This window comes from Lactobacillus sp. 3B(2020) (assembly GCF_013487845.1).
GTDB classification, from domain to species: Bacteria; Bacillota; Bacilli; order Lactobacillales; family Lactobacillaceae; genus Limosilactobacillus; species Limosilactobacillus alvi.
On record NZ_CP047410.1, the window covers coordinates 191632 to 214551 of the forward strand.

At 44.7% G+C, this 22920-nt stretch carries 21 protein-coding genes and 1 riboswitch; of the genes, 9 read left to right on the forward strand and 12 right to left on the reverse strand.

Going from position 1 to position 22920, the window contains the following annotated elements; translation table 11 throughout:
- Positions 1-20: 20 nt before the first annotated feature.
- Complete coding sequence (locus GTO83_RS00915; RefSeq protein WP_180871310.1) at positions 21-887, reverse strand: SAM-dependent methyltransferase; 867 nt, start codon at positions 885-887, stop codon at positions 21-23.
- The gene (locus GTO83_RS00920; RefSeq protein ID WP_180871311.1) at positions 887-1303 is read right to left on the reverse strand and encodes a helix-turn-helix domain-containing protein; all 417 of its coding nucleotides are present in this window, start codon (positions 1301-1303) and stop codon (positions 887-889) included. Before GTO83_RS00920 ends, GTO83_RS00915 begins: the two co-directional genes overlap by 1 nt.
- Before the next feature lie 118 nt (positions 1304-1421).
- On the opposite strand from GTO83_RS00920, the gene GTO83_RS00925 reads away from it, so the two are divergent.
- The 3 genes from GTO83_RS00925 (at position 1422) to GTO83_RS00935 (ending at position 4731) form a co-directional block, all read left to right on the forward strand.
- Positions 1422-2384, forward strand: coding sequence for an alpha/beta hydrolase (locus GTO83_RS00925; protein WP_180871312.1), 963 nt, complete (start codon positions 1422-1424; stop codon positions 2382-2384).
- 27 nt (positions 2385-2411) lie between these two features.
- Positions 2412-2786 carry a glyoxalase gene (locus tag GTO83_RS00930; protein WP_180871313.1) on the forward strand — a complete coding sequence of 125 codons (375 nt, stop codon included), beginning with the start codon at positions 2412-2414 and terminating at the stop codon, positions 2784-2786.
- Positions 2787-3009: 223 nt separating this feature from the next.
- Complete coding sequence (locus GTO83_RS00935; protein WP_180871314.1) at positions 3010-4731, forward strand: aryl-sulfate sulfotransferase; 1722 nt, start codon at positions 3010-3012, stop codon at positions 4729-4731.
- A 159-nt stretch (positions 4732-4890) separates the two neighbouring features.
- On the opposite strand, the gene GTO83_RS00940 is transcribed toward GTO83_RS00935, so the two are convergent.
- The 6 genes from GTO83_RS00940 to GTO83_RS00965 all read right to left on the reverse strand — a co-directional run bounded on the left by GTO83_RS00940 (position 4891) and on the right by GTO83_RS00965 (position 11766).
- Positions 4891-6828, reverse strand: a complete 1938-nt coding sequence (locus tag GTO83_RS00940; protein WP_180871315.1) for a sodium:proton antiporter — start codon at positions 6826-6828, stop codon at positions 4891-4893.
- 132 nt (positions 6829-6960) lie between these two features.
- Positions 6961-7323 carry a DUF4870 domain-containing protein gene (locus GTO83_RS00945; protein ID WP_219634232.1) on the reverse strand — a complete coding sequence of 121 codons (363 nt, stop codon included), beginning with the start codon at positions 7321-7323 and terminating at the stop codon, positions 6961-6963.
- A gap of 48 nt (positions 7324-7371) precedes the next feature.
- On the reverse strand, positions 7372-8025 hold the full coding sequence (locus tag GTO83_RS00950; protein ID WP_180871317.1) for an energy-coupling factor transporter transmembrane protein EcfT: 654 nt from the start codon (positions 8023-8025) through the stop codon (positions 7372-7374).
- Positions 8022-9407, reverse strand: a complete 1386-nt coding sequence (locus GTO83_RS00955) for an ATP-binding cassette domain-containing protein (RefSeq protein WP_180871318.1) — start codon at positions 9405-9407, stop codon at positions 8022-8024. The genes GTO83_RS00950 and GTO83_RS00955 overlap by 4 nt, the downstream gene beginning before the upstream one ends.
- Before the next feature lies 1 nt (position 9408).
- Positions 9409-9969: an ECF transporter S component gene (locus tag GTO83_RS00960; RefSeq protein WP_180871319.1), complete on the reverse strand. Its 561-nt coding sequence runs from the start codon at positions 9967-9969 to the stop codon at positions 9409-9411.
- Between the two features lie 97 nt (positions 9970-10066).
- A riboswitch (TPP riboswitch) is annotated at positions 10067-10155 on the reverse strand.
- A gap of 651 nt (positions 10156-10806) precedes the next feature.
- Positions 10807-11766 (reverse strand): nucleoside hydrolase, encoded by a 960-nt coding sequence (locus GTO83_RS00965; RefSeq protein WP_180871320.1) that lies wholly within the window; start codon positions 11764-11766, stop codon positions 10807-10809.
- A 170-nt stretch (positions 11767-11936) separates the two neighbouring features.
- Between GTO83_RS00965 and GTO83_RS00970 the strand changes: the two genes are divergently transcribed.
- Positions 11937-12929: an NAD(P)/FAD-dependent oxidoreductase gene (locus tag GTO83_RS00970; protein WP_180872081.1), complete on the forward strand. Its 993-nt coding sequence runs from the start codon at positions 11937-11939 to the stop codon at positions 12927-12929.
- Positions 12930-13038: 109 nt separating this feature from the next.
- Here the strand turns inward: GTO83_RS00970 and GTO83_RS00975 are convergent, their stop codons facing one another.
- Positions 13039-15165: an LTA synthase family protein gene (locus tag GTO83_RS00975; protein ID WP_180871321.1), complete on the reverse strand. Its 2127-nt coding sequence runs from the start codon at positions 15163-15165 to the stop codon at positions 13039-13041.
- Positions 15166-15431: 266 nt separating this feature from the next.
- Here GTO83_RS00975 and GTO83_RS00980 point away from each other — a divergent pair, with 266 nt between their 5' ends.
- Positions 15432-15653 carry a hypothetical protein gene (locus GTO83_RS00980; protein ID WP_180871322.1) on the forward strand — a complete coding sequence of 74 codons (222 nt, stop codon included), beginning with the start codon at positions 15432-15434 and terminating at the stop codon, positions 15651-15653.
- 256 nt (positions 15654-15909) lie between these two features.
- Here GTO83_RS00980 and GTO83_RS00985 read toward each other — a convergent pair whose 3' ends face one another.
- From GTO83_RS00985 to GTO83_RS00995, 3 genes are all read right to left on the reverse strand, one after another.
- Positions 15910-16821 (reverse strand): proline-specific peptidase family protein, encoded by a 912-nt coding sequence (locus tag GTO83_RS00985; protein ID WP_180871323.1) that lies wholly within the window; start codon positions 16819-16821, stop codon positions 15910-15912.
- A 67-nt stretch (positions 16822-16888) separates the two neighbouring features.
- Positions 16889-19279, reverse strand: a complete 2391-nt coding sequence (locus GTO83_RS00990; protein WP_180871324.1) for a Xaa-Pro dipeptidyl-peptidase — start codon at positions 19277-19279, stop codon at positions 16889-16891.
- Between the two features lie 66 nt (positions 19280-19345).
- Complete coding sequence (locus GTO83_RS00995; RefSeq protein ID WP_255463134.1) at positions 19346-20725, reverse strand: APC family permease; 1380 nt, start codon at positions 20723-20725, stop codon at positions 19346-19348.
- 266 nt (positions 20726-20991) lie between these two features.
- On the opposite strand from GTO83_RS00995, the gene GTO83_RS01000 reads away from it, so the two are divergent.
- The 4 genes from GTO83_RS01000 to GTO83_RS01015 all read left to right on the forward strand — a co-directional run bounded on the left by GTO83_RS01000 (position 20992) and on the right by GTO83_RS01015 (position 22920).
- Positions 20992-21408: a bis(5'-nucleosyl)-tetraphosphatase gene (locus GTO83_RS01000; RefSeq protein ID WP_180871325.1), complete on the forward strand. Its 417-nt coding sequence runs from the start codon at positions 20992-20994 to the stop codon at positions 21406-21408.
- 1 nt (position 21409) lies between these two features.
- Positions 21410-21979: an AAA family ATPase gene (locus tag GTO83_RS01005; RefSeq protein WP_180871326.1), complete on the forward strand. Its 570-nt coding sequence runs from the start codon at positions 21410-21412 to the stop codon at positions 21977-21979.
- Entirely contained in the window at positions 21979-22428 is a 450-nt protein-coding gene (locus tag GTO83_RS01010) for a Fur family transcriptional regulator (RefSeq protein ID WP_180871327.1), read from the forward strand. Before GTO83_RS01005 ends, GTO83_RS01010 begins: the two co-directional genes overlap by 1 nt.
- 78 nt (positions 22429-22506) lie before the next feature.
- Positions 22507-22920: a hypothetical protein gene (locus GTO83_RS01015; RefSeq protein WP_180871328.1), complete on the forward strand. Its 414-nt coding sequence runs from the start codon at positions 22507-22509 to the stop codon at positions 22918-22920.

The following is a 22920-nucleotide window of genomic DNA, read 5'->3' on the forward strand; positions in this document are numbered from 1 at the left end:
AAAGATCGGATATTGAAAAATTATTCAACCAAGTACACTTGTTCATCGATAAGGTCAAAGCTGGTTAATGCTTGATTAATCGCTTTTAGTTCCGCAGGTTGACTCAATTGGGCTAGCTGCCAGAAGCGCTTTGAGTTTGTTGCCCCGTTGCGTTCGCCGATCACCAAAAGACGAACGTTAGGAAATTGTTCCCGAAGTAGTTTGAGAATTTGATAATCGTTTTCATCTTTATCAGGTGCCCACGACATAATGACGAACTTTACTTGCTGACCATATTTTTGAATGGCAGCCACTGCCGTGAGAGTTTCTACCTCGGTGACGGGGTGTTTACCGGTTTCATTTTCTTTTACCCAGGCTTTACTATCCGTCGTGTAGATCGTCTGTAAGGGATTTTTGTCGCGAAGACCCTTAGAAATATAACCATTCCCGGCCATGATTTCGAGCACTGGTTGACCATCTAGGTATTGGGAAAGAGCGTTAATAAAGGCAAAATTAGTGTAGGACCACATTCCATAAGTATTTTCAAGATAATCACGGAAGTCCCGGAGGAGTTTATCTAATTTGGGCAGGGCCGCTGAATATTTTTCCCAAAGCACATCGCCCTGGTGGTCACCTTGGGGGTAGCGATCATTCAAAAATTGGAAAATCACGTCCTGGATATTATCGGGTAAAAGTAATTTTGGTAATGGTTGAGGTAGCAGTCCCTGCTTTAATAGCCGGTCGGCTTCGATGACATTATTGGTTAAGTATTTGATTTGGGGGAAATCACTAAAAAGTTCAGCATAGTGAGTAATTTGACCAATATAGGAAGTCGGCTTTACTTGACGTGGTGATTTTTTACTATTTTTAAGTTGCTTTTTTAAGCGTTGGAGTTGTTTTTTCTTCATTAGTCTTTAAATTTTAAGTTCAATTCTTCTTGGAGGCTATCAACATTCGTCGTGGAACGACGATTATCCTTCCCCTTTAAGTAGCCATCGATTAGTTGGAAGATTTCATACCGGTCTTCGGTGGTTAAAACCGTATGGTTAAAACTAAGATCCCGACTGGAAAAAAAGAGTTTTCCTAGGTCATAATCATTGTGGTCGGATTTACCACTTAGATAGTCCATACTAACATCGAAAAATTCTGCCAACTTGCGGACTTCAACGTAGGAGGGGGTCCGGATTCCGCGTTCCCAATTACCAATTTGCGAAACGGAATTAGGCTTTTCGTTTGGTCCCAAGTTCTTATTTAATTCATTGGCGAGTTCGCGTAAAGTAATTTTTTGGCCTCGGCGAAGGGCCCGTAATCGTTCTGGAAACATGTCGTCACATCCTTTACCTTATTATTTTAACATTAATAACCACGGAACGTGGAAAATATGCGAATTTTCTTAAATTATGGTAAACTAACGGAAGTTTTGAGAGAAGGATATTGAGAAGATGGAGAAAGCAAAGAAAACGCACCGGTGGTGGCATTGGTTGCTGGGCTTGGCTATTTTTTATATCATACTAAACTTCGTTGCCGGAGCTTATTTTTTTAATGTCGCCATGGTACCGAGTCATAAGTCGTTTGTTCACAGCCCAAATCAAGTTTTGAAAAAAAGTGATCCCCTTTATCACCAAAAGCGGTGGTTTAAAAGCGCTAAGAAACAGACTTGGCACATTACTTCGGCAAGTGGTAATTATCAGTTAGTCGCCGATTATCTTCCGGCAGCGCACCCAAGTCGGAAGAGCGTTTTGATTGCCCATGGTTTTATGCAAAATAAGGAAAGTATGGGAGCCTATGCCTACCTTTTTCATCAACTTGGTTACAACGTCTTAATGCCTGATGCTCGGGCCCACGGCCAAAGCCAGGGGAAATATATCGGCTATGGTTGGCCAGAGCGCTTTGATGAACGGAAATGGATTGATCGCCTTATTCAAAAGAACGGCCAACAGAGCCAAATTGTGATGTTCGGTGTTAGTATGGGGGGAGCAACCACGATGATGACGAGTGGGATTAAGCTGCCGAGTCAGGTCAAAGCGTTTATTGAAGACTGTGGTTATTCAAGTTTGCAAGCGGAGCTCGATTACGAAGCAGGTAACTTATACCACATTCCAAACGGGGTTCGCCAACCAATTGAATTAGCCTTGAGTGGCATTAACCGCATCAAAAATGGTTTCTTCACGCAGAGCGCTTCAGCGATTACTTCCTTACATCATAACCACCGACCGATGCTTTTTATTCATGGAGCCAAGGATACCTTTGTCCCAACCAAGATGGTGTATCAAAACTATGCCGCTACGCAGGGGCCTAAGCAACTTTGGGTAGTTCCCAAGGCTAAACACGCTTCCTCGTATGCGACGGCGCAGAAAGCTTACCAAAACCACATCGTTAAATTCCTAAACCAATACGTAAAATAATTTCCCGGGAAATTAAAGGAGAGAATCATGTTTGCTAAAAATACTTCCGTTATGTTGTACGTTGATGACCTTGCTGCTGAATGTGCCTTCTGGCGAGCAATTGGCTTTCAAATTATTATCGATGAATGTGATGGCCCGGTTCCATACTTTGCCATGAAGACGGCGCCAGAAGCCACTTTAACCTTAATTGTCTACGATCGGGACTTTATCAAAAAAGCTTCCCCCGAAGTTGTCGACAACCAACCAAGCATGCTCTTTGAAGTAGCCGACCTCCAAGCAACCTACCAACTAATTAAGAAAGTTAGTGACCTGGTTTCTCCAATTAATAATGAGCCTTTCCCGAACTTTGCTTTCCAATCTCCAGCTGGTAACTTTTATGCGGTGAAGGAAGCGGATAAATAAGCTAATAAAAATCTTAAACTAGCTTAGCCACCAAGAACTGTCGATGTTTAGGACCGTTCTTGGTGGCTTTTTTAAATTCTAGCTTCGAAAAAAAGCCATGATAGTCACCTTTTTTTCAGACGCTTTCACATTCTCCTCCCTAAATACTTCGGCGAACTTTCAATTTGTTTCCGTAAAATGCTGATCAACCTCATTAAAGCAATGATAAATTAGGGGTGATCAAATGCGAAAACGGTTGGGAATAATTATTGTTAGTTTATTGGTAATGCTTGGTAGTGGAGGATACTACTATCTCCATCGCCAAGTTGATGATGCAAGCTTACAAAAGCATTGGCATATTAACCAACTAACGAAAGCAAACGGAATTGTCAAACAGCTGGATTATACTCAGCTGAGGATCAAAAGCCTTAATGATGTATACTCAACGAAGAATCAGGCGAAGCTTACTAAGCAATTAAGGAGACTACAAGCTAAGCATCAATATTCTTTTCAGTCACCATTAGTGGTTTCCAATCCATATTTAACCAATACAACTAGTCTCTACGTTGCCTTCAAGACTCCCCAGGCGGTGAGGGTAACCTACACGATCCAAGCAACTGGCTATGATAAATACACTAAGTCGGTCTATAACCCTAAGGGTACGTATACCAAGCGCCATACTTTTCAGTTAATCGGTGCGGTTGGTGGGGTAAAGAACCGGATTACGATCACAACTACCACTGAGGATGGGCAAACCAGTAAAAAGACCTTTACCTACGTTGCCCCAAAGCTACAATCGACAGCTTCGAATACTTACCGGGTTAAAAACGGAAAGAGTAACCAAAGTTTAAGTGACGGGTTATTCGCAGTAATTGGTAACCAAACTAGTGGGACTTATAATCAAGCCACTGCCGTGCGTTCGACCCTCTTAATGGATAACAACGGAGTTATCCGTGGTGAATTACCACTTCTTGGGTATAATTCAATGCGACTAGTTACTACCCAAGATCATCAGTTAATCTATGCCATTAGTCGAACGCAAATGGTTCAGGTGAACCGGCTCGGACAAGTTACAAAAGTAATCAACGTTGGTACCCAAGGGTATGAGTTCCATCATGATTTTGTTTTGAGTAAGGATGGTGATTATGTTTGGGCCCTGGCAACCAGTAAACAACGGGAACAAAGCGCCGGCAAGTACGTAGAAGATCAAATTATTAAGATTAAGCTTGCAAGTGGTAAGGTTGTTAAGACGATTAATATGCAGACTTTGTTGCCAGCGCTATATAAAACGGCAACCGGTTTCGAAAAGCATACCTATAATGCTGGAAAGCATGACTTAGTCCACCTTAATTCAATTCAGGTAATGAAAAATGACCAATTATTGGTTAGTTCCCGGGAAACTTCGTCGATTATCAAGATTAGCCAGGCTAGTACGAACCCCCAATTATCCTATCTAATTAGCGACCAGAGTTTCTGGAAAGGGGTCGGTAATTACTCGGAATTGTTACTGAAAAAATTAGGTAATTTTGTTAGTCAAACTGGCCAACATAGTGTACTGATCCAGCACAGTCAAAAATTGAAGGCGGGTCAATACTACCTGATTATGTTCAATAATAATTCGCACCTAATGGATTCCCGACCAAACTTTAACTGGTCAAAGTTCTTTAAAAAGGACGCCAATGGTAACCGGGTAACCAATAAATACTCGATGTACTATCGGTATTTAGTTGATGAGAAAAAGAGAACTTACCGTTTAGTAGCCGCTAAACGAGTGCCAGCCTCGAGCTACGTAAGTAACGTCCAACAGTACGGTCATCACTTGATTGTTGCTGCTGGTGCGAAAAAGCAAGTCTTAGAGTATGACCAGGATGGTAAACTAATCCGTTCTTGGACTTACAAAGGTAAAAGTAAGTTAACTTACCGAATTATTAAGTCCTCGTTTAAGAATATATACTTTAAATCATAAAAAATGCCCCTGCACAGATCTGGTGGATCTGTACAGGGTCATTTTTTATTTTGCCGATCGAGGCGCATCCCCAATTTAGTTGGTGTGCTATTCCAAGTTTCTTTGAAATTAGCTAAGCTATCCCGCTACGCCAGTTGTACCTATCATCACAGAAGCTGCTTATGCCGATTGCATATACACCAACTCATCAACGGAAATGTGCTCATTGAGGGCTTTGGCGAGGTCGCTGTTGATTTCACCGTCGGCGAGGGCTTGTTGGATGGCGGAGTGTTCATCCTGAAAGGCGGTTACAAAGAGCTGGTGCATGATCTCGTTATCGAGTTGGTGGTGGCGGCCAAACGTCCGAATGCGGTTTAAGTAGAGGCGCCGGACCATGATCACTTCATTATCGTTTTGGGCGGTTTGAACCTGGTTGAGGTGGTTGTTAACTGCCCAAGTAGTCCGGGCGAGAAGCGTCCGAAGGGCTTTTTGGATTTCGTCGTTCGCTAATGTGGCTTGGACAACCCGGAACCGCCGTTGGATCCGTCGCCACTTTAGGCGTTGAATGATCGTCCGGTGTAAGGAACGAAGGCCAAGGTGGGAATGGCTGGTGAGGTTTTGGGTAATTAACCGGGCATAAAGTTTGAGAGTAAACGGACTAAACTCGTCGGTTTGGCTCAGTTCGTCTAACATGTTGCTTTCCACTTCATAACACTCTTCCAGCAATTGTTGGTAGACCGTAGGATTGATCTGGTAAGTTAGGCTCATTTGGGAACTAAGCTGGTCAATTACGGCGGCCCGTTCAAGGGGATGGGTAGTTTGCTCGTTAATCCGGTTAATCGCTGCTTGGACGGTTTGGATTAGCGAGTTTCGAAACTCGGCCCGGGTATAGCTCTTTTTCTTTGGTGGGAGGATTTTGGGAAAGGCAATTGCCCCAACGGTAATACTAATTAAGATGACCAAGGCCGCAATCAGGATCATCGTGTTCCGCAAGCCTAACGGAGCTCCCTTAACGGTCAGGGGAATTGAGAAGGCTAAGGCCAAGGTAATCGTCCCGTGAATTCCCCCGAGGGCGAGTAAAAGGGCGGCTTTGGATTGTTGGGTTGGCTGGCCTTGCAGATCAACGAAGTTTAACCGTGCCCACAAATAACGGATTCCGGCGGTTAGTAAGTAAAGGCAAACTGCAATGACGATTAAGGTACCTAATCCTTGGGGCGTCGTTGCCCCTAAAACTTGCGGTAAACTTAGGCCTAAGAAAACAAAGACAATCCCGTTTAAGGTATCACTTACAATTTGCCAGAGGGTGGTGGTAGCGATCTGAACCTTAGTTGAAGTTAAGCGGAGCCGATCATTTAACAGGCTGTGCATTACCCCGGCCGCCACCACCGCTAAAATACCGGAAGTATGGACTTCTTCGGCTAGCCAGTAAACCACAATCGGGGTCATTAGGTTCATCGGGATGACAATCTGGCCAATATCTACATTTGTCCGCATTAAAAAGAGGCGGAGTTCGATAATTAGCCAACCGGTAATCACCCCAATTAAAATCCCGCCGATAAAGACGTAGAGAAAGGTCGAGATACTAGTCAAGAACGAGAATTTGCCGGAGGATAAACTGGTTGCTGCTAAACTAAAGAGGACCAAACCGGAGGCGTCATTAAACAGAGACTCGTGCTCTAAGGTTTGGTGAACCTTTTTCGGCATTGCCACCCCCGTGGTTAGCGATTTAACGGCCACCGCATCGGTTGGAGTAATGATTGCTGCCAACATAAAGGCCAAGGGTAAGGTAAAAGCGGGTACGGCGGCGTGTAGTCCAAGGCCAGCAACGAGAACGGTAAAAATTGCTAAGTAAACGGTCATCGAGAGAATTTGTTTAACGTTTTTGGAAAGGGCCCGGAACGAAGCATTTTGGCCGTCATTAAACATTAACGGGGCAATGATTAAGAGCAAAAAGGTTTCTGGTTCTAATTCAAAGGTTGGGATGGTGGGCCAGATGGCAAAGATAATCCCAATGAAAATTTGGTAAACCGCTAGCGGTAAGCGGGGATAAAACAGGTGAGCAATATTCGCGATCACCACCGCCACAATTAAAGTGATGATCCCAAGGATCGTTGACATAAAATTCCTCCTTAATTAAACATTTCGATTATCCAGCAACGAAGAGCAAAATTGAAGATAGGCGGTCCTTTCCAACCGCTAAAAAAAGCGGGTTATGAGAAGAAATCTTCACGTAATCCGCTTGGGTTTTCGTTAACGGTCTAATAAAACCAAGATGGCCATCACGATATTATAGACCCATAATCCCGCCGCAATTAAACCGGCTAGAATTAATAAGGCCATACTTAAACCGGAAAGGGCCCAGCTATTAAAGTCAGTTGAAAAGCCAATTCCCGTAATTAATAGGAGGGCAAAGATTCCGAAAATTGCGGGAATGACTTGACTCCAAAAGGCCCGTTTAGCGTGGTAAGCCACGGCCTCATTGGGGTTGCTCATTAACCGGGCAACCAGCCAAGCAATTAATGGCAAGACTACCGGCATGAAAAGAACGCTAAAATAACAAATACTGGCCATTAACCGGCTCAGTGTATCAATTGGGGAAAAAGTTGGTTTCATCATGTCCTCCTTAGTAAGTAATTGATAATTATATTTTACCAAATTAACTTACGGAAGGGCAATTAAGCCCCCTTGAACTAACGCTAAACTTACTACCAAGATTACCCAGTCCCGTGCAGTGATCCGAATTTGGTGGGCCGTTGTCCGCGCTTGATCATCAACAAAGCCATGCGATTCCATGGCTTGGGCGACTTGGTCTGACCAAGTCAGGGCGCTTAAAATCGCTTTAAAATACAATTGGGGTGACCAAAAAGAAAGGGTTAAGCCCCGCATTTGACCAGCTGCGCGGATGGTTTTCACCGCACTGATGATTCGCGGAACCAGATTGATGGCGGCTAAGGTCCCATAAGCAAACTTGGCGGAAAGGTGACAGTTTTGTTCTAAGGAGCGGGCAAGCTCCAATGGTGTCGTTGCTAAAGTTACGGCACTTCCTAAGCAGACATAGACGTAGATCCGAGAAGCAAGGACTGCCGCAAAGAACCAGTCGTGGCCTGGAGAAAAGGCCCCAATGGTAATTGCTAAGGTGGCAGCAGGAATGGCCGGAATTGCGATTAGGCGGACTAAGGTTAACCCACTGGGCCGGGTCTTGAGGACTAAGCTGAGTCCGATCATAATTAGGATTAAGTTAATGCCCAACTTTTGGGTAAAGGAAACCTCCAGGGAAATTAACAGCACTAAGGCAAGTTTTAAACTGGGATTCATGCTAGCACCTCCCCACGATCAACTAAGTGTTGGTTTTGCAATTTAAAGTGGCAATCCACCCAATCTGCCAGACCATTTAATTGGTGAGAAACGACGAGGATGGTAGCGGGAGCCGTGGCTTGGCAAGCATCAATTAATTCTCGGATAGTCTGAGCTGATTTAGCATCTAAGCCAGCAAAAGGTTCGTCAAGGAGTAAGAGGGGTTGGCCCATCATTAGCATTATCAGAATTTGTAACTTCTTTTGTTGGCCACCAGAAAGGGAATAGACCACCCGATCTGTCAAATCGGCTAACCCCAATTTAGTGAGGGCATTTTGGAGGTTAGCTGGTGTGAAATAGGGATGGCGCCCTTGTTTTTGGCTCAAGGCTAGTTCTTCCGCTACAGTTACGTTTAAAAATTGATCCGCGGCATGTTGGAAAACCAAACCACACTTCCGGCCCCAACGCCGGGCAGAATATTTGCGGAGTTCTTGGCCCGCGTAAAGTAAACTTCCTTGATAGGTCCCGAGTTTGGCCAGAACCTTGAGCAAGGTTGACTTCCCGCTCCCGGATTCACCGGTTAAAAGACTAATTTGGTTTTCCGGGAGTTGAAAGTGGGCTTGATCGATTAAAACTTGGTTGGGTTGGGTAATTTTAAGATTTGTTCCAGTCAAAATTGCCGGAAATTGTGCAGCTGGTTTGGCTGGAATCACCGGTTGCTGATTTGCTGCTACTAGTAATTGCCGGACTGCTTGGCTGGTTAAAACCTGTGTTTGATGGTCGGTTCCAAATTGAATCACGTTAGGACTAACGGCCTGGTAATTGCTTAAATCATGGTCCGCGATAATCACAGTTTTGCCGGCCTCAACTTGGCTTTGAAGTTGCTGTAACAGGCGCTTACGATTAACCGGATCCAGGCTAGCGAAGGGCTCATCTAAGAGGATCACTGGTTTTTGCATCGCAATAATTACTGCCAAGGCCGCCCGTTGTTTTTCTCCGCCTGAGAGGGTGGCAAATTGCCGGTGGGCGAGGTGACTGATTTCAACGGTCGCAAACGCCGCTTGAATCCGGGCCGGCATTTCTACAGGTGGAATTTGCAGGTTTTCTAAGGCAAACTCTGCTTCGTGCCAGGGAGTATCCATCGCAAATTGGAGGCTTGGATCTTGAAACATCATCGCGGCTTCGGTTGCTTTGAGGCTAATTTCACTTCCAGGATCAAGTTGACCACCGTATTTGGGTAACAGACCGGCCAGAATTTTTAAGAGGGTGGATTTGCCGCTCCCGGAAGGCCCATAAAGGAGGGTCATCGTTTTCCGGGGGATGGTTAAATCAGCTACTTTTAAAACTGGGAGTTGCGGTTCGTAACTAAAACTGAGGTTGTGGATTTCAATTGCTTGGGTCATTTTAATTGGTCTTAATCACATGGGCCCGTTCTAAGAGATTAGCGACTAACTTAACGAGGACCCCGCAGAAAATAAACATCGAAACAAAGCGAGCAATCAGTAAAATCAAATTCAGTTGCAAACTAAAGTGAGCATAACCATTCCGGAACCAGTCCCACCCAAAAGTAATGAAAGTTGAAGTGAGTGCTGAAGTAGTTAACCCAAACCAATCAAAGTGCTTATAAGCCGTAAGGGTAAACCCAAGTTCGCTAGCGACCCCTTGGACAAAACCAGAGATCAGGTTGGAAGCTCCCCATTGGCCCCCTAAGAACATTTCCCCAGCCGCTCCTAAAAATTCACCGAGAAAGGAAGCGGCCGGTCGCCGGAGAAGCATCGCCGCCATTGGACCAGCCATGCACCAAAGCCCCATTGTGATATCGTTGGCCATTGGTCCCAAGCCAACTGGGGTTAAAACTATGGAGAGACCATTATATAAGAAGTCACCGGCATAGTAGATGACCCCGAAAATGATTCCAATCAAAGCCAACAAAATAACTTCCTTGAGTTGATAACGTTTTGACATCGAAATGTCCCCCTTGTGGAAATAAATTTCAATCCACGCCAACAAAAAACACCCCAACAGAAAGCCTGCGGGGTGCGGGTTAAATCTATCTTTTGCCGATTCACCGAATGTAACTCCCTACGCTGGTACTAACCAGATCAGGTTAAATGGGTATTATCTCAGCCAAAGGCACCCCAGACATGGTATTGATAAGCATATTATAACGAATTCGCTTCCAATTGACAAATAAGGTCACTAGTGACGCACCATAATTAACAGATTGTGGAAAACTTTGAAGAACACGAATTGTGAATTTAGCTATCAAAATCATCATTAACCATAACCAAGCTGGGGAAAAGTAATGATTTATCCACAATAATTTGGTGGAAAAGTTGAAAACTTGTGGATAACTTATGGATAGATTATAACAATCAGTCCAATTTAAACACCACGTACCGTGGATTGAAAAAGCATCACTAAATTGGCTGCTAATGTTAGACCACGGAAAGTGGATTAAATAGGTAAAAAGTAGAGAGGTTGGGAAAAAAGCTCCTTGACGGCCTGGTTGGGATAAGAAGAACGAAGGTTGATTCATTAGAATCGACCTTTCGTTCGCACTTATCCGCTAAGGCCGTGATTTGGAGCGAACCAGCCAACTGGTTTGGCGTTTGTGAGCCCATGCAAGGCTGAATAGGTTGGTGCGACCGTTAGGAAAGTAACTGCCATTCAGCTACTGCTTTGACCTTAGTTACTGAGTAACATTCGGAGATGAAAAAGAGGACGAGGAGAAACCAAGGTTTCTTCTCGTCCTCTCACGGTCAAATAAGTTTAAATGATGTTTATTTAGATAAAATTATCCTAATGTTCTTTGAAGAGGTTCGTTAAAAGGTCCATGAAGGTAGCCAAGTAGCGATCCTTATCAACATTAACGGCAACCTTAACGTTTGGGTTAGGATCGTTCAACTTGTCCTTGTCACCGACCGTCCGAGCGTAGTTGTGTTCATCGTAGATTACCTTCATGAAGAGGCTAATCGTTTGAATAAAACTTGGGTCGAGGGAAACTCCAACGGCGAGTGGGTCGTGAAGGGCACAACCATGCTTGTCGATGTCGAGGTTATAGTAAGCATCGATGTAGAAGTCGGTGATATCAGCGTAAGCTTTTCCGGCCTTAGTCCCAAGTTCCCGCCATTGTTGGGTTTCTTTCTTGGTTAAGAGGGTCCGCAAAGTAACATCAAGGCCAACCATCGTTAGTGGTAAGTCACTGGTCAAGACCGTGTTAGCAGCCTTAGCATCTTGATTGATGTTGGCTTCGGCAACGTCAGTTACGTTCCCTTCAACCGTTAACGCCCCACCCATGAAAGTGACATTCCCAATTAAGTGGGCAATTTCAGGATCCTTTTCAAGAGCCGCCGCCAAGTTGGTCATTGGCCCAGTTGGGATGATGATTAAGTCCTTCCCATACTTGTGAGCAGCTTCGATGTAAAAGTCAACCCCCGATTGTGCTTCTACTTGCCGCTTTGGTTCTGGAAGTTCGACTTCTCCAATCCCGTTGTTCCCGTGGATATCCTTGGAAACTTGCATTACATCAAAGTGGTCGCTTGTGCTGGAGTGTGGCAGACCCAAGAAAACTGGAACGTCTGGTTGGCCAAGTAATTCCAAAAGCTTCAAGCTGTTTTGTGCACAAACGTTGAGGAGGTTGTTTCCGTATGAAGAAACAATCCCAATCAAATCAACATCAGGAGCCGCAACGGCGTAAGCAATTGCTAAAGCATCGTCCACCCCAGTGTCCAAGTCAAGAATCATTTTCTTTTGTGCCATGATAAGTCCCTCCAAAGAATATAATCAGTTTTTGAGAGTAGTAACGTTTTACCTCTTAATAATAACTAATAATGAAAAGGATTACAATCGGAAATTTCCGTTTTTTGCTCCCTTTTGATGCTAATGATACAATGAAAGCACGGTAGATTTAAAGTGAGCGAGGCAAAATGATGGAAGAAAAAATTTATGATGTTGTTATTGTTGGTGGGGGACCGGCCGGAATGTTTGCGGCTTTTTATTGTGGGTTACACGAGTTAAAGGCACAATTAATTGAAGCACTCCCAACCTTAGGGGGGCAACCGGCTGCTTTGTATCCCGAAAAAAAGATTTGGGATGTTGCTGGGAAAGCCGGGGTCACTGGTCGCCAATTAGCAGTGGATTTGCAATCCCAAATGGCAGTGGCGCCGATTGATACCGTGCTCGGGCAAACCGTAACCAACGTTCAAAAGGAAGCCGATGGGACCTTTATCGTTACCACTGCTACTGGAACTTCCCGGGCCAAGGCAATTTTAATCGCCCTGGGGAAAGGGGCCTTTACCCCGCGGCCCTTGGCTCTCGAAGGGGTTGATCACTTAAGTAAGGAGCAACTCGATTACTTTGTGACTAAGAAGGATGAGTATGCTGATAAAGAAGTTGTCGTCCTTGGCGGAGGCGACTCCGCAATTGATATGGCCTTAATGTTAGAACCGATTGCCAAGCAAGTTAGCTTAGTTCACCGGCGGGATCAATTCCGGGCTTTGCCAAAGACAGTTTCGGATTTGAAAGCTTCTAAAGTTCAATTGTTAACGCCATACTTACCAAAGGCAATTAGCGGCCAAGCAAATGGTAAGGTTGAGATAACCTTGAAGAAAATGAAGAGTGAAGCCGAGCTGACCATTACTACGGATAAGGTTTTGGTTAACTACGGTTTTACTTCTAATAACGCTGCTTTGCAGGATTGGGACTTGGATTTAGCGAGCGACCATAATTTAATTACGGTTGATTCAACCATGCAAACTAGCGTTGAAGGGGTATACGCAATTGGCGATGGGGTTACGTATCCAGGGAAAGTAGCCTTAATTGCGAACGGCTTTGGGGAAGCCCCTGTCGCTGTAACTAGTCTTGCTAAAGCCCTCTACCCTAAGAAGCGGATGGCCATGCATAGTTCGTCGATGAAGTTGTGAACTATTTCCCGGGTTGCACAGGATGTTGCCGTAATGTAATTAACTTTATCATATAAAAAAAACGGTTAGGGAGAAAATTCCTGGTCGGTTTTTTGCTTCGCTAAAGTAACTAGTTATTACTATCAGGATTAGTAATCTTAATCCGGTTTGAACTAGTTGAAGAGTGATTTACTTCCGGTGCATCGGTAGAGTATAGGTTAGCAGTGGTCTTATTGCCATTTTCGGAATAAAGACTGGTTGACTTACTTCCCTTTTCTTTTTCAATCTTCTCGGCTTTTTGCAAACCATTTGAGTAGTTATAGTCGTTAGCTTTAACCGGAGTAAAGCCCTTTGGATCGTAGAACCGTAATAGGTTCTTTTGGTTTAAGGAATCGGAAAGGTGGAGTTCTTTAGTAACGAAATCCTGGTCCTTTTCGACTTGTTTTTGTTGCTTAGCGGTAAGCTTAGCAATTTTGCCAGTGGTGGTATCGTAAATCGTACCATTAACACTGGTATACTTTGGGGTTACAAAATCTTGGTTTCGGAAGGCAACAACTTGCTTATGTTGGGAACTAAAGAGGTCCGTCCCAAACATAATGTAACGTTTCGTAGAGATCCCAAGTAAGTGCAAGAGCGTTGGTAAGACATCGATTTCGCCACCATACGTGTTATAAATCTTCCCTTGGTTAGTTCCAGGAATGACAAACATTAATGGAACTCGTTGTAGCATCGCGTTGTCATAGTCATTCCAATCTTCACTCGACTTACCCAAGACACTGGCTAAATTCTTGTTTTCGGAATTGGAAATCCCGTAGTGGTCACCATAAATCATGATGATTGAATTTTTGTAAAGTCCCGACTTTTGTAAGTAAGTGAAAAATTCCTTCACAGCTTGGTCAAGATAGTGAGCAGTGACAAAGTAGTTATCAACGTTGGTGTCCCCGGTATTGGTAGTAGTGAAGTTTGGATCTTTATCTTCACTATCTAATTCATAAGGGAAGTGGTTCGTAACGGTGATGTACTTAGCATAGAAAGGTTGTTGTAAGTGTTCAAGGTATTTTACAGAATCCGCAAATAAGAGCTTATCTTTCAACCCATAACCGGTGGCCTTGTCACCAGAAGTGTCATAATAAGAAGCATCAAAGAAATACTGATAAGGTAGGTTTTTATAAACGTTGTTCCGGTTCCAGAAGGAGGCGACGTTTCCGTGGAAGACCCCAGTGGTATAACCGGCCCGCTGTTCGAGGATTGCCGGCGCCGCTTCAAAGGTATTGTCACTCCCTAAGGTTGCAAATAACGATCCTTGGGGAAGGCCAAAAGTACTGGTTTCTAACATGTTTTCGGCATCGGAAGTTTTTCCTTGGCCGACTTGGTGGAAGAAATTACTAAAGGCATAAGTACTATTACTGTGGTAGAGAGAATTTAAGAACGGGGTTACTTCTTGGCCGTTGATCTTCCGGTCAATCAAGAATTGTTGGAAACTTTCGAGGTGAATTATGATCACGTTCCGCCCCTTGGCAATACCAAAGAGTTTATCGTTTGGCTTGGCGTAGAGCTGATCCGTGAATTTCTTGACCTTTTCCAGTTGGGACTTAGTAGCGGATTTTCGCATCGTATAAGTATGTTGAGAACGAACTAAATCGTAACCGGTAAAAGTATCCACCCCTAAGTACTTAACGATGTAAGTCCGGTCAAAGGTCCGCCCAAGTAACTGGGGCCGGCTAAATTCAGCAACCATGATATTAAGCCCTAAGCAGAGAATCCCGACTGAGGTGGCCGCAAAAGCCAACCGGTGGCCAATTGCGCGGGGATCAAATTTGATCTTTCGAAAGAGCATCAATAGTAAGATTACAATAATATCTAACCAGTAGAAAATATCGTGGATGTTGGTTAGGGCTAATGATGACGCTGATAGCCCTTGGTTAACCTTCGAGTAGCCGGTCATCGTAGCGATGGTCATAAAATCGGTGAATTCCCGGAAGTAGATAACGTTGAGGTACAACAAAACAGTATTGGCGATGTAGAGTCCCATTACTACGGGATAAAAGAAGCGTGAACGCTTGAAATAAAGGCCAATACTTAAAAGAATAATGGTGGTTGCGAGGGGATTAAAAAAGGTAATTAAGCCTTGAACAAAACTCGTATCCCCAAGTTTAAAGTCAGTTACATAGGCAAATAAGGTCTTGGCCCAAAAAAGAATAATTAAGAGGGCAAAGAACCCAATCCGGGTACTGACGAAGTTCCCTAGTTTTTTCATTTCGGGTGGTTCCTCACAAACATTTTATTTCGCTACTGAATTGAGTAACGAGGCGTTCCCCAGTTTTCCCGGGAAATAGTTTAACGCCAACTATTTTATCACAGAACCCCTTAAAATAAGCCACGATTTCGAATCATAGCAGAAAATTAAGAGATAGTTGACCAAATTTTCGTTTTAAAATGATATTGACAAAAACAAAGAACAATAATATATTAAAATCGAACATAAATCGAAAATAGAAATCAATTAAGAAAGAAGTGTTCTTGATGAAAATGCCAATTTTTAGTGAAGAAGAAAGCCAACGAATTGCTAGCCATTTCTTTAAGTATGAATATCAAGATCCAGGAATTAAAAAGTGGGGTGGCTTCTTTTTAAGCGAACATACAGCCAAATTAGCAAAGGGTGACCTTGGTCAATCCAAACGAGCTCAAGCAACCCCTCACCCAGTGATTGATCCAAGAGAAGCATGGGGACCGAGTGAATACTAAAGAGGTTAAATATAGTGTGACTAGCGGGAAACACTATGTTAACTGTGGTTGCTGAGTAGTAAAAAAAGGGTGGGAAGAAACTCAAGTTTCTTCCCACCCTCTTTGTCATCTCCGAATGTTACTCAGTAACTAAGGTCAAAAAGCACGGCCTTAGCGGATAAGTGCGAACGAAAGGTCGATTCTAATGAATCAACCTTCGTTCTTCTTATCCCAACCAGGCCGTCAAGGAGCTTTTTTCCCATCCTCTTTTCTAAGATTAGTTATTAAACGTTCCTGCTTCAACTTGCTTAATGAAATCGGCAAGGTGTTTGTAGTAAACGTCGGGATTATCGACCATGTGGTGGTGACCACCATTTGGCGTGGTTACCAGCTTGGAGTTAGGAATCAAGGATGCCATCGTCTTCGCCGTATCGAGGGGCATGGTTTCATGTTCCCCAAAGGTTAAGAGGGTTGGTACCTTGATATTTTTGAGTTGGTCCCGGAAGTGCCAGTCCTTGAGCTTCCCAGTGATGACAAATTCGTTGTCGCCTTGGAAGGCGTTGTAAACAGCGGACCCGGCAATATCAGCTAAGTGGTAGAGTTTAGATGGTTGTTTCCGATCGACGAAGTTTTCGTTTAGAACTTGAACGTCTTGTTGGTAACGATTATTAGCGTAGTCGTTTTTGGCTTCACATTCCTTCATGAAGGCGACTTCTGCAGCCGGTAAAATTGCTTCCCGGCACTTGTTAACGTGGTCAACATATTCGTCGATTTCATCAACCATTGAGGAGATAATGGCCCCCTTCAAGTGTTGCCCGTATTTAACAGCATATTCTTGAACTAAGAGCCCACCCCAACTTTGACCAATTAAGTAAAAGTTATCGATACCGAGCTTTTGCCGTACTTCTTCAACTTCATCTAAGAAGTATTCGTAAGTAAGGTACTTATCAGCGATGGCTGGATCACTGTAATCCGGTTGATCAGAGTAAAGTGATCCTAGTTGGTCGTACATGTGAACTTGAACGTCGAGCCCTTGTTTCTTTAATTGTTGAGCCGTATCTTCCCAGTATTCGTGATTGCCACCAGGACCACCATGGAGAGCTAGCAAGTGGATCTTACCGGTTCCTTGGGTGTTTGTCCAAAGGTGATAACCATTGTCAAGTGTCAAAATTTTCGTACCAGTACGCATAAATTAATCCCTCTTTCCCAAAAGCGTATAAAAGTTAGTATACGCTTCTGAAAGTGGAATCGGCAAGTTAATCGCGGGGGACTTCTAACCAACAGTTAGCTAGATCAAGCGTGTAGGTTAAAGGTTCATTTCCCCGGAGGGTCATTTGGTAATCAGTTGCGAAGATGATTAGTTCTAGTTGATGATTAGCTGGTAGTCGATGGAAAATCGGTTGGAGGGGGAAGTCAACGTCGACAAACTGATTTGGCTGAAGGTCATCAACCTGGCTAGCTGAATGGCGATTTTGGAGATTGATGTGCCCAAAAGATATTACCTTAGCAGGACTAACTTGGCTAGCTAGTTTAAATTCGCGAAGATCATCACTACCAAAATGGAAGCCAGCCCGTAAGCTCCGGGGATTAATGGTAACGGGACTGACGGTTAGGCGTTTGGTAAGCCCACGATCGACTAAGAAAGCCGAAAGCAGGCCATGATCAGCGTTTACCTTTACGCGCGCATGAACATGTGGGGTTCCCCGGTAAGTTATTTTCTGGGAAATATTTGCGGTCCGGAAATGAGCACTAAAACTCCCGTTATCAGCTAAGAGGGCTTGTTGCCATTGGTTAGGGTGGTGACACCAGGCTTGATATTGCTCCGCCGGATGACCGTCGGTAAAGAATTGGGTAGTGGCTTCAACGGCTTTCGGGGTTAGGCATCCTGTGCCCCAGTTAAAGTGGGTGGTTTTTACGCCGTCCCAATCGTTAACGGTCCGCCAAGTTTGCGGGGTGTAATTATCCTGAACCAGAACGGCTGGTAGGACTTCATCGGCCTGATTATCAAACCGCCATAAATGTTTAGCAAACCAAAGATTAATCATTTCGCTGTAGTCAAGGGATTGGAAGGCGTTAATATAGATGTGTTTTCCTTGATGCAGAATAATTTTAGCAGGAATTCCATTGGCCTTTAAGCCATCATAAAGCGCCTTAACTTGATTAGGCTTGACGTTATCATCGTTTAAACCGTGGACCATCATTACCGGACACTGAATGTTCTTGATTTGGGGCCGGTAATTCCGCGCGGCCCAAAAAGCGTTGTAGTTCCCGGTTTCCCGGTCTTGGGCGCGGGCCATTTGGTGGAGGTAGTGATCATTGGTGGGCTTGATTTTAAGGTAGTCGGCTAAATTTTCCGTCCGACTAAAGGTTTCGGCCGCCAAAACATCAGCGTCTTCACCTTGGAAACCACCGGGAGCCATGACAAGACCATTTTCGCGGTAGTAGTCATACCAACTGGAGATGGCAGCTTCTGAAACGATGGCGCTAAGGCCAGCAACGCCAGTCGTCGCGACCGCTGTGGAAAGGGTCCCTAAATAAGAACGCCCCGTCATCCCCACGTGGCCATTACACCAGGCGGCCTTGATTAATTGGCCACTGGTCCGGTCAGTGAAGGCCTGGCGATCACCGTGAAGCCATTCCACGACTGCTTGCATACTAGCTGTTTGCTCAGGAGACCCGCAGGTTTGGAGACCATCGGAATCTTTGGTTCCAATTCCGGCAGCGTAAACAATGGCGTACCCCCGGGCCGCTAAGTAATTATTTAAGGTATAGCTGGGGGTTTCACTGAAGGTTTCTGTAGCCTGAGAAGCTTCCCCCGTGATGGTTTGATAAGACTGTGGTTGAGGGAAGTGCAGTTCAGCTGGCGCCTGGTCGCTAGTTAACTTATGGGTAAGGGGATGGTTAACCTGATGGGTTACTTTTTCCCCCCAAGCATCATTGGTTCCTTGATTGTAAGGACTGGCGGTGAAAACTGCTGGGACTTTTAGGCCGTGGTTACTTTCGACTGGCCGGATAATTTCAGCTTTAACGAGGTCGGCATGGCCGTCAAAGTCAGTATCAAGGTCGGTTTCAACATAAACTACCTCGCGGATGAAGGTTGCGGGGTCAAAACAGGCAATTGGTTGACCGTTAAAGATGAGGGGCTTTTCCGTAGCCGGCAGTTGATACGTCCAGGCTAAGGCCCCATCGGCGACTAACTGATCTAAATGCCGATAACCATTGTTATTCCGGCTAATTAGGAGCTGGTAAAAGGCATCCGTAACTGTTGCGACATTCCAGCTAGTTGGATCAAGGAGGGGAAGCCTGATTTTTTCAACCGCAGCTACCGGCGCCGTTACCTGATAATCAACTTCTGGAATAAAGTGAAGTAATTGTAAGGCGATAAGGTCAAAAATTGGCGTTGTTAGCGGGTCATCACTCGTTAGCCAGGCCATGACAGATTGGTCTTTGGTGGCGGCCAGACCATTTAACCATTGGTTAGCACTAGTGGCAGTTTTAGCCGCCGGATGACTAGTAACCAAAAAATGTTTGAGTAGGGCCTTGGGGGTTAAGGCTTGCCAGTCGTCAGGTAGCAAACGAAGGGCTTTGAGTTCGGCTTGTCGTTCAGCCGGCGTCGTAGGTTGAATTGCAAATTGATTGTTCCGCATAAAAAATCCTCCTGGGAAAAATAATTACCCCCATTATCGCACTGTTAACGATAATGAGGGTAAAAATTAGCGATTTAGTTTACTGTGGCGGTAACCGTAGCCAAAGTAAAGTAACAATCCAATCGCAAACCAGATTCCGGCCCCAATAAAAGTTTCTTTCTTTAATAGACACATCATTGCTAAACAAGCCACGCCAGAAAGAATTGGGAAAACTGGATAAAGGGGCACCTTAAAACCGCCTTGGTTGGAGATTTCCCGGTTGTGCCGCAAGGGGATAATCCCAAAGGAAACGAAGGTGAAGGCTAATAAAGTCCCAATATTAACCAAACTAGTTAAGTGGTCAAGGGAAACTAGCCCGCCCATGAAGGCGATGATTAAGGCTACTACCCAAAGGGCATTTTGGGGCACACTAGTGTGGGGATCAAGCTTGGCGAGAAAGGTTGGTAACATCCCGTCCCGGCCGATAGAGTAAACTAACCGCGAACTGGAGTAAATCATGGTAACCATCATGGTGAACATACCGATTAAAGCCCCAATGGATAGCACATCAGCCAACCAGCTTTGGTGGACCATTTCAAGGGCAAAGGCAACCGGGTTGGCAACATCTAGCTTGGTATACTTAACCATCCCAACCAAGACCGCGGCAACCCCCATGTACAGGACTATTGCGATCAACAAGGTACCGATGATCCCGGTTGTCATATTTTTCCGGGGGTTTTTAACTTCGGCAGCAGAAGACGAAATGGCATCAAATCCCAGGAAGGCAAAGAAAACCGTCGTCGCCCCTTGGAAGACCCCAGTGATGTGGTAAGGCAAGAAGGGGTGATAGTTGCCCGGCTTGATAAAGAAAACCCCAACCGCAATGAAGATCACGATAATAGCAATTTTGAGGACCACGGCAATGTTGTTAATCCGCATTGAGGTGTTCATTCCATGCGCCAACATCGCCGTAATTGCTAAGACGATAATGACCGCAATCAGATTGATATAAGTTCCGTGAGCGGGATCAAAGGGACCACTAAGTGCGGTGGGAACTTTAATCCCGACACTGGCTAGTAAGGAATTAAAGTAGGCCGCCCACCCCGTTGAAACGGCCGCTACTGCCAACATATATTCCAAAATTAGGGACCAGCCCAAGATCCAACCGATAATTTCACCGAAAATCACGTTTCCATAAGAATAGGCACTTCCGGCCACGGGTAAGGCGGACGAAAATTCAGCGTAACACATTCCGGCTAAAGCGCAGACAATCGCGGCCAAGAAGAAGGATAGGATTACCCCCGGGCCAGCATCGGTGGCTGCTACCGTCCCGGGAAGGATAAAGATCCCGGTTCCAATCACGGCGCCGACACCCAGGGCAATTAAGTCAAACGCCGTTAGTGACTTAACAAATTTTTGGTCCGTCCCTAAATAACGTTCGAGACTTTCTTTCCGAAAAAGATTCATTTACAAACTACCTCCATTGGGGGTTGATTAATTAGTCTCTCCTAGTTTAATTAAATTTTGATGAGAAGTCAATGATAAAGGGCGCCGGGTAATCCTAATTTTCGCTCCTCCCAAAGTTTTGGCTTTTGTAGTAACGAAAAAGGGGCTGGCTGACTTCAATGGTAATGATTACGATAAGGTTGGACGTGATCTAGCAGGGAAACTTGCTTTTCTGCGAAAACTTGGTAAAAATAGGGATAATTAGTTAACGAAAGGAAGGAAGAATAATGGCATTAGAACGGACCAGTGGTGCAGTGGTTTATCGCCATCATCAAGGACAATTAGAATACTTACTTCTTCAAAGTACAAATCAAGGAAATTTCTGGGGGTTCCCCAAGGGACATGTTGAAGGGGATGAAACCCTGTTGGCAACTGCTAAACGTGAAATTAAAGAAGAAACTAGTTTAGCCCTAACCATTAATACCCAATTTGCGGTTTACACCCAGTATGCTTTACCGAATGGTAACCACAAGGAAATGACCCTCTTCACGGCAGAATTAACGGATCAAGCAGCATTGACTTTGCAGGCGGCAGAAATTAAAAACGCGGCCTGGTTGCCTTATCAAGCGGCGCGGGAACGGTTAACTTACGATAATCTAAAGCAATTATTGGACGAAGCCAATGCCTACTTAACGGCTAAGTAAGATGAAACAAATAATTGTTCTTTGTGGGGCGGCTGGCACCGGAAAAACCACGGTTCAGACCTACTTACAAACTCACTTTAATTTCGCCCGGGTGGTGACGCATACGACCCGGTTGCCCCGCCAAGGGGAAGTTAATGGACAGGACTATTACTTTGAAACGCCCGCTTCAATGGCCAAATTACACCTTTTAGAAAAGGTTGTGTACGATCATCATCAGTATGGATCTTCAAAAGAAGGCCTTGCGCGAGCGCTTGCTGACCACCCCGGGGCCGTGATTGTGTTGGATACAAAGGGCGCAACGACTTATCAGCAGGTTCTGGGGGATCAGGTTGTCGTCGTCTTCTTGACGGTTTCACCGACGACAGATTTAGGTCATCGCTTGGCGCAACGGGGGGATGATCCGGAAAAGATCCAATCCCGGCTTACTAGTGCGGAATTTCAACGGGACTTAACCTTACCAACGACCTTACAAGGTAAAGCCATCGTGATCAAAAATGATGAGTGGGCACAAACGAAAACTCGTTTAGATCAACTGATGGCAACTATTTTAGTGCCCAAGGGGGACAATTGATGAATGATGATTTAAAAGCACAAGCAATTAAAGCACTCAAGCAAGGACACTATCGGGTAACGAAGCAACGACAACACCTAGTTGATTTACTAATTGCCCATCCGGATCACTATCTCGACATTACGGAGTTAGATGATCAAATGCGGCAAATCTATCCTGGAATTAGCCATAATACGATTTACCGAAACTTAAGTGAATTTCAAGAGTTAGGTCTAGTTGAATTTACCCGGCGAACTAATGGACGGGCGGTCAAATTTAGCTGTGAGCGGCCCCACCATCACCACTTTATTTGTCAAAAGTGCGGGAAGGTTTTTGAAATTAAGCTGCCACCGTGGGATGCTAGTTATTTTGAAAAACAATTACCGGGGGCCAAGATTACCGGACATGACTTTGAATTATACGGCTTGTGTGCCGATTGCTTGCGCCAAGCAGAGACGAAAGAACCTTAAAAGTTTTACCGATTCTTTAATTGTTTTGTCCCCTAAATCAGCTACAATTAAGGTTACAAGACAGGAAGGATGAGAATTATGAAAACTCCCCCGTTTGTGACACCGTTTGCCTTAGTTTCGTTGGTGCTTGCTTTAGGGGCGACGAACGTGGTGGTTAACAAAACTACCCACACTAATGAAGGGGCCAAGGTGACCTCAGTAAGTACAAGCTCCAACCCAGACCATCAACCGACGGATAACAGTCGGGGTGATTCCTCAACGAATAAAGATAGTCGGGTTGACCAAAGTAGTGATGCGCAAGATGACAATTCCACAACGGATACGAGTCGAGCTAACAGGACCAGTACGACGCAAAATCAGGATGATAGCCAAACTGATACTAAGAGTACGACAACGAATAATCAAACTACGAATTCAAGTTCTGCTAGTTCAACGGCCCAAACTAATTCCACCACTACTAACAACACCACAACGCAGAATACGAGCAACTAG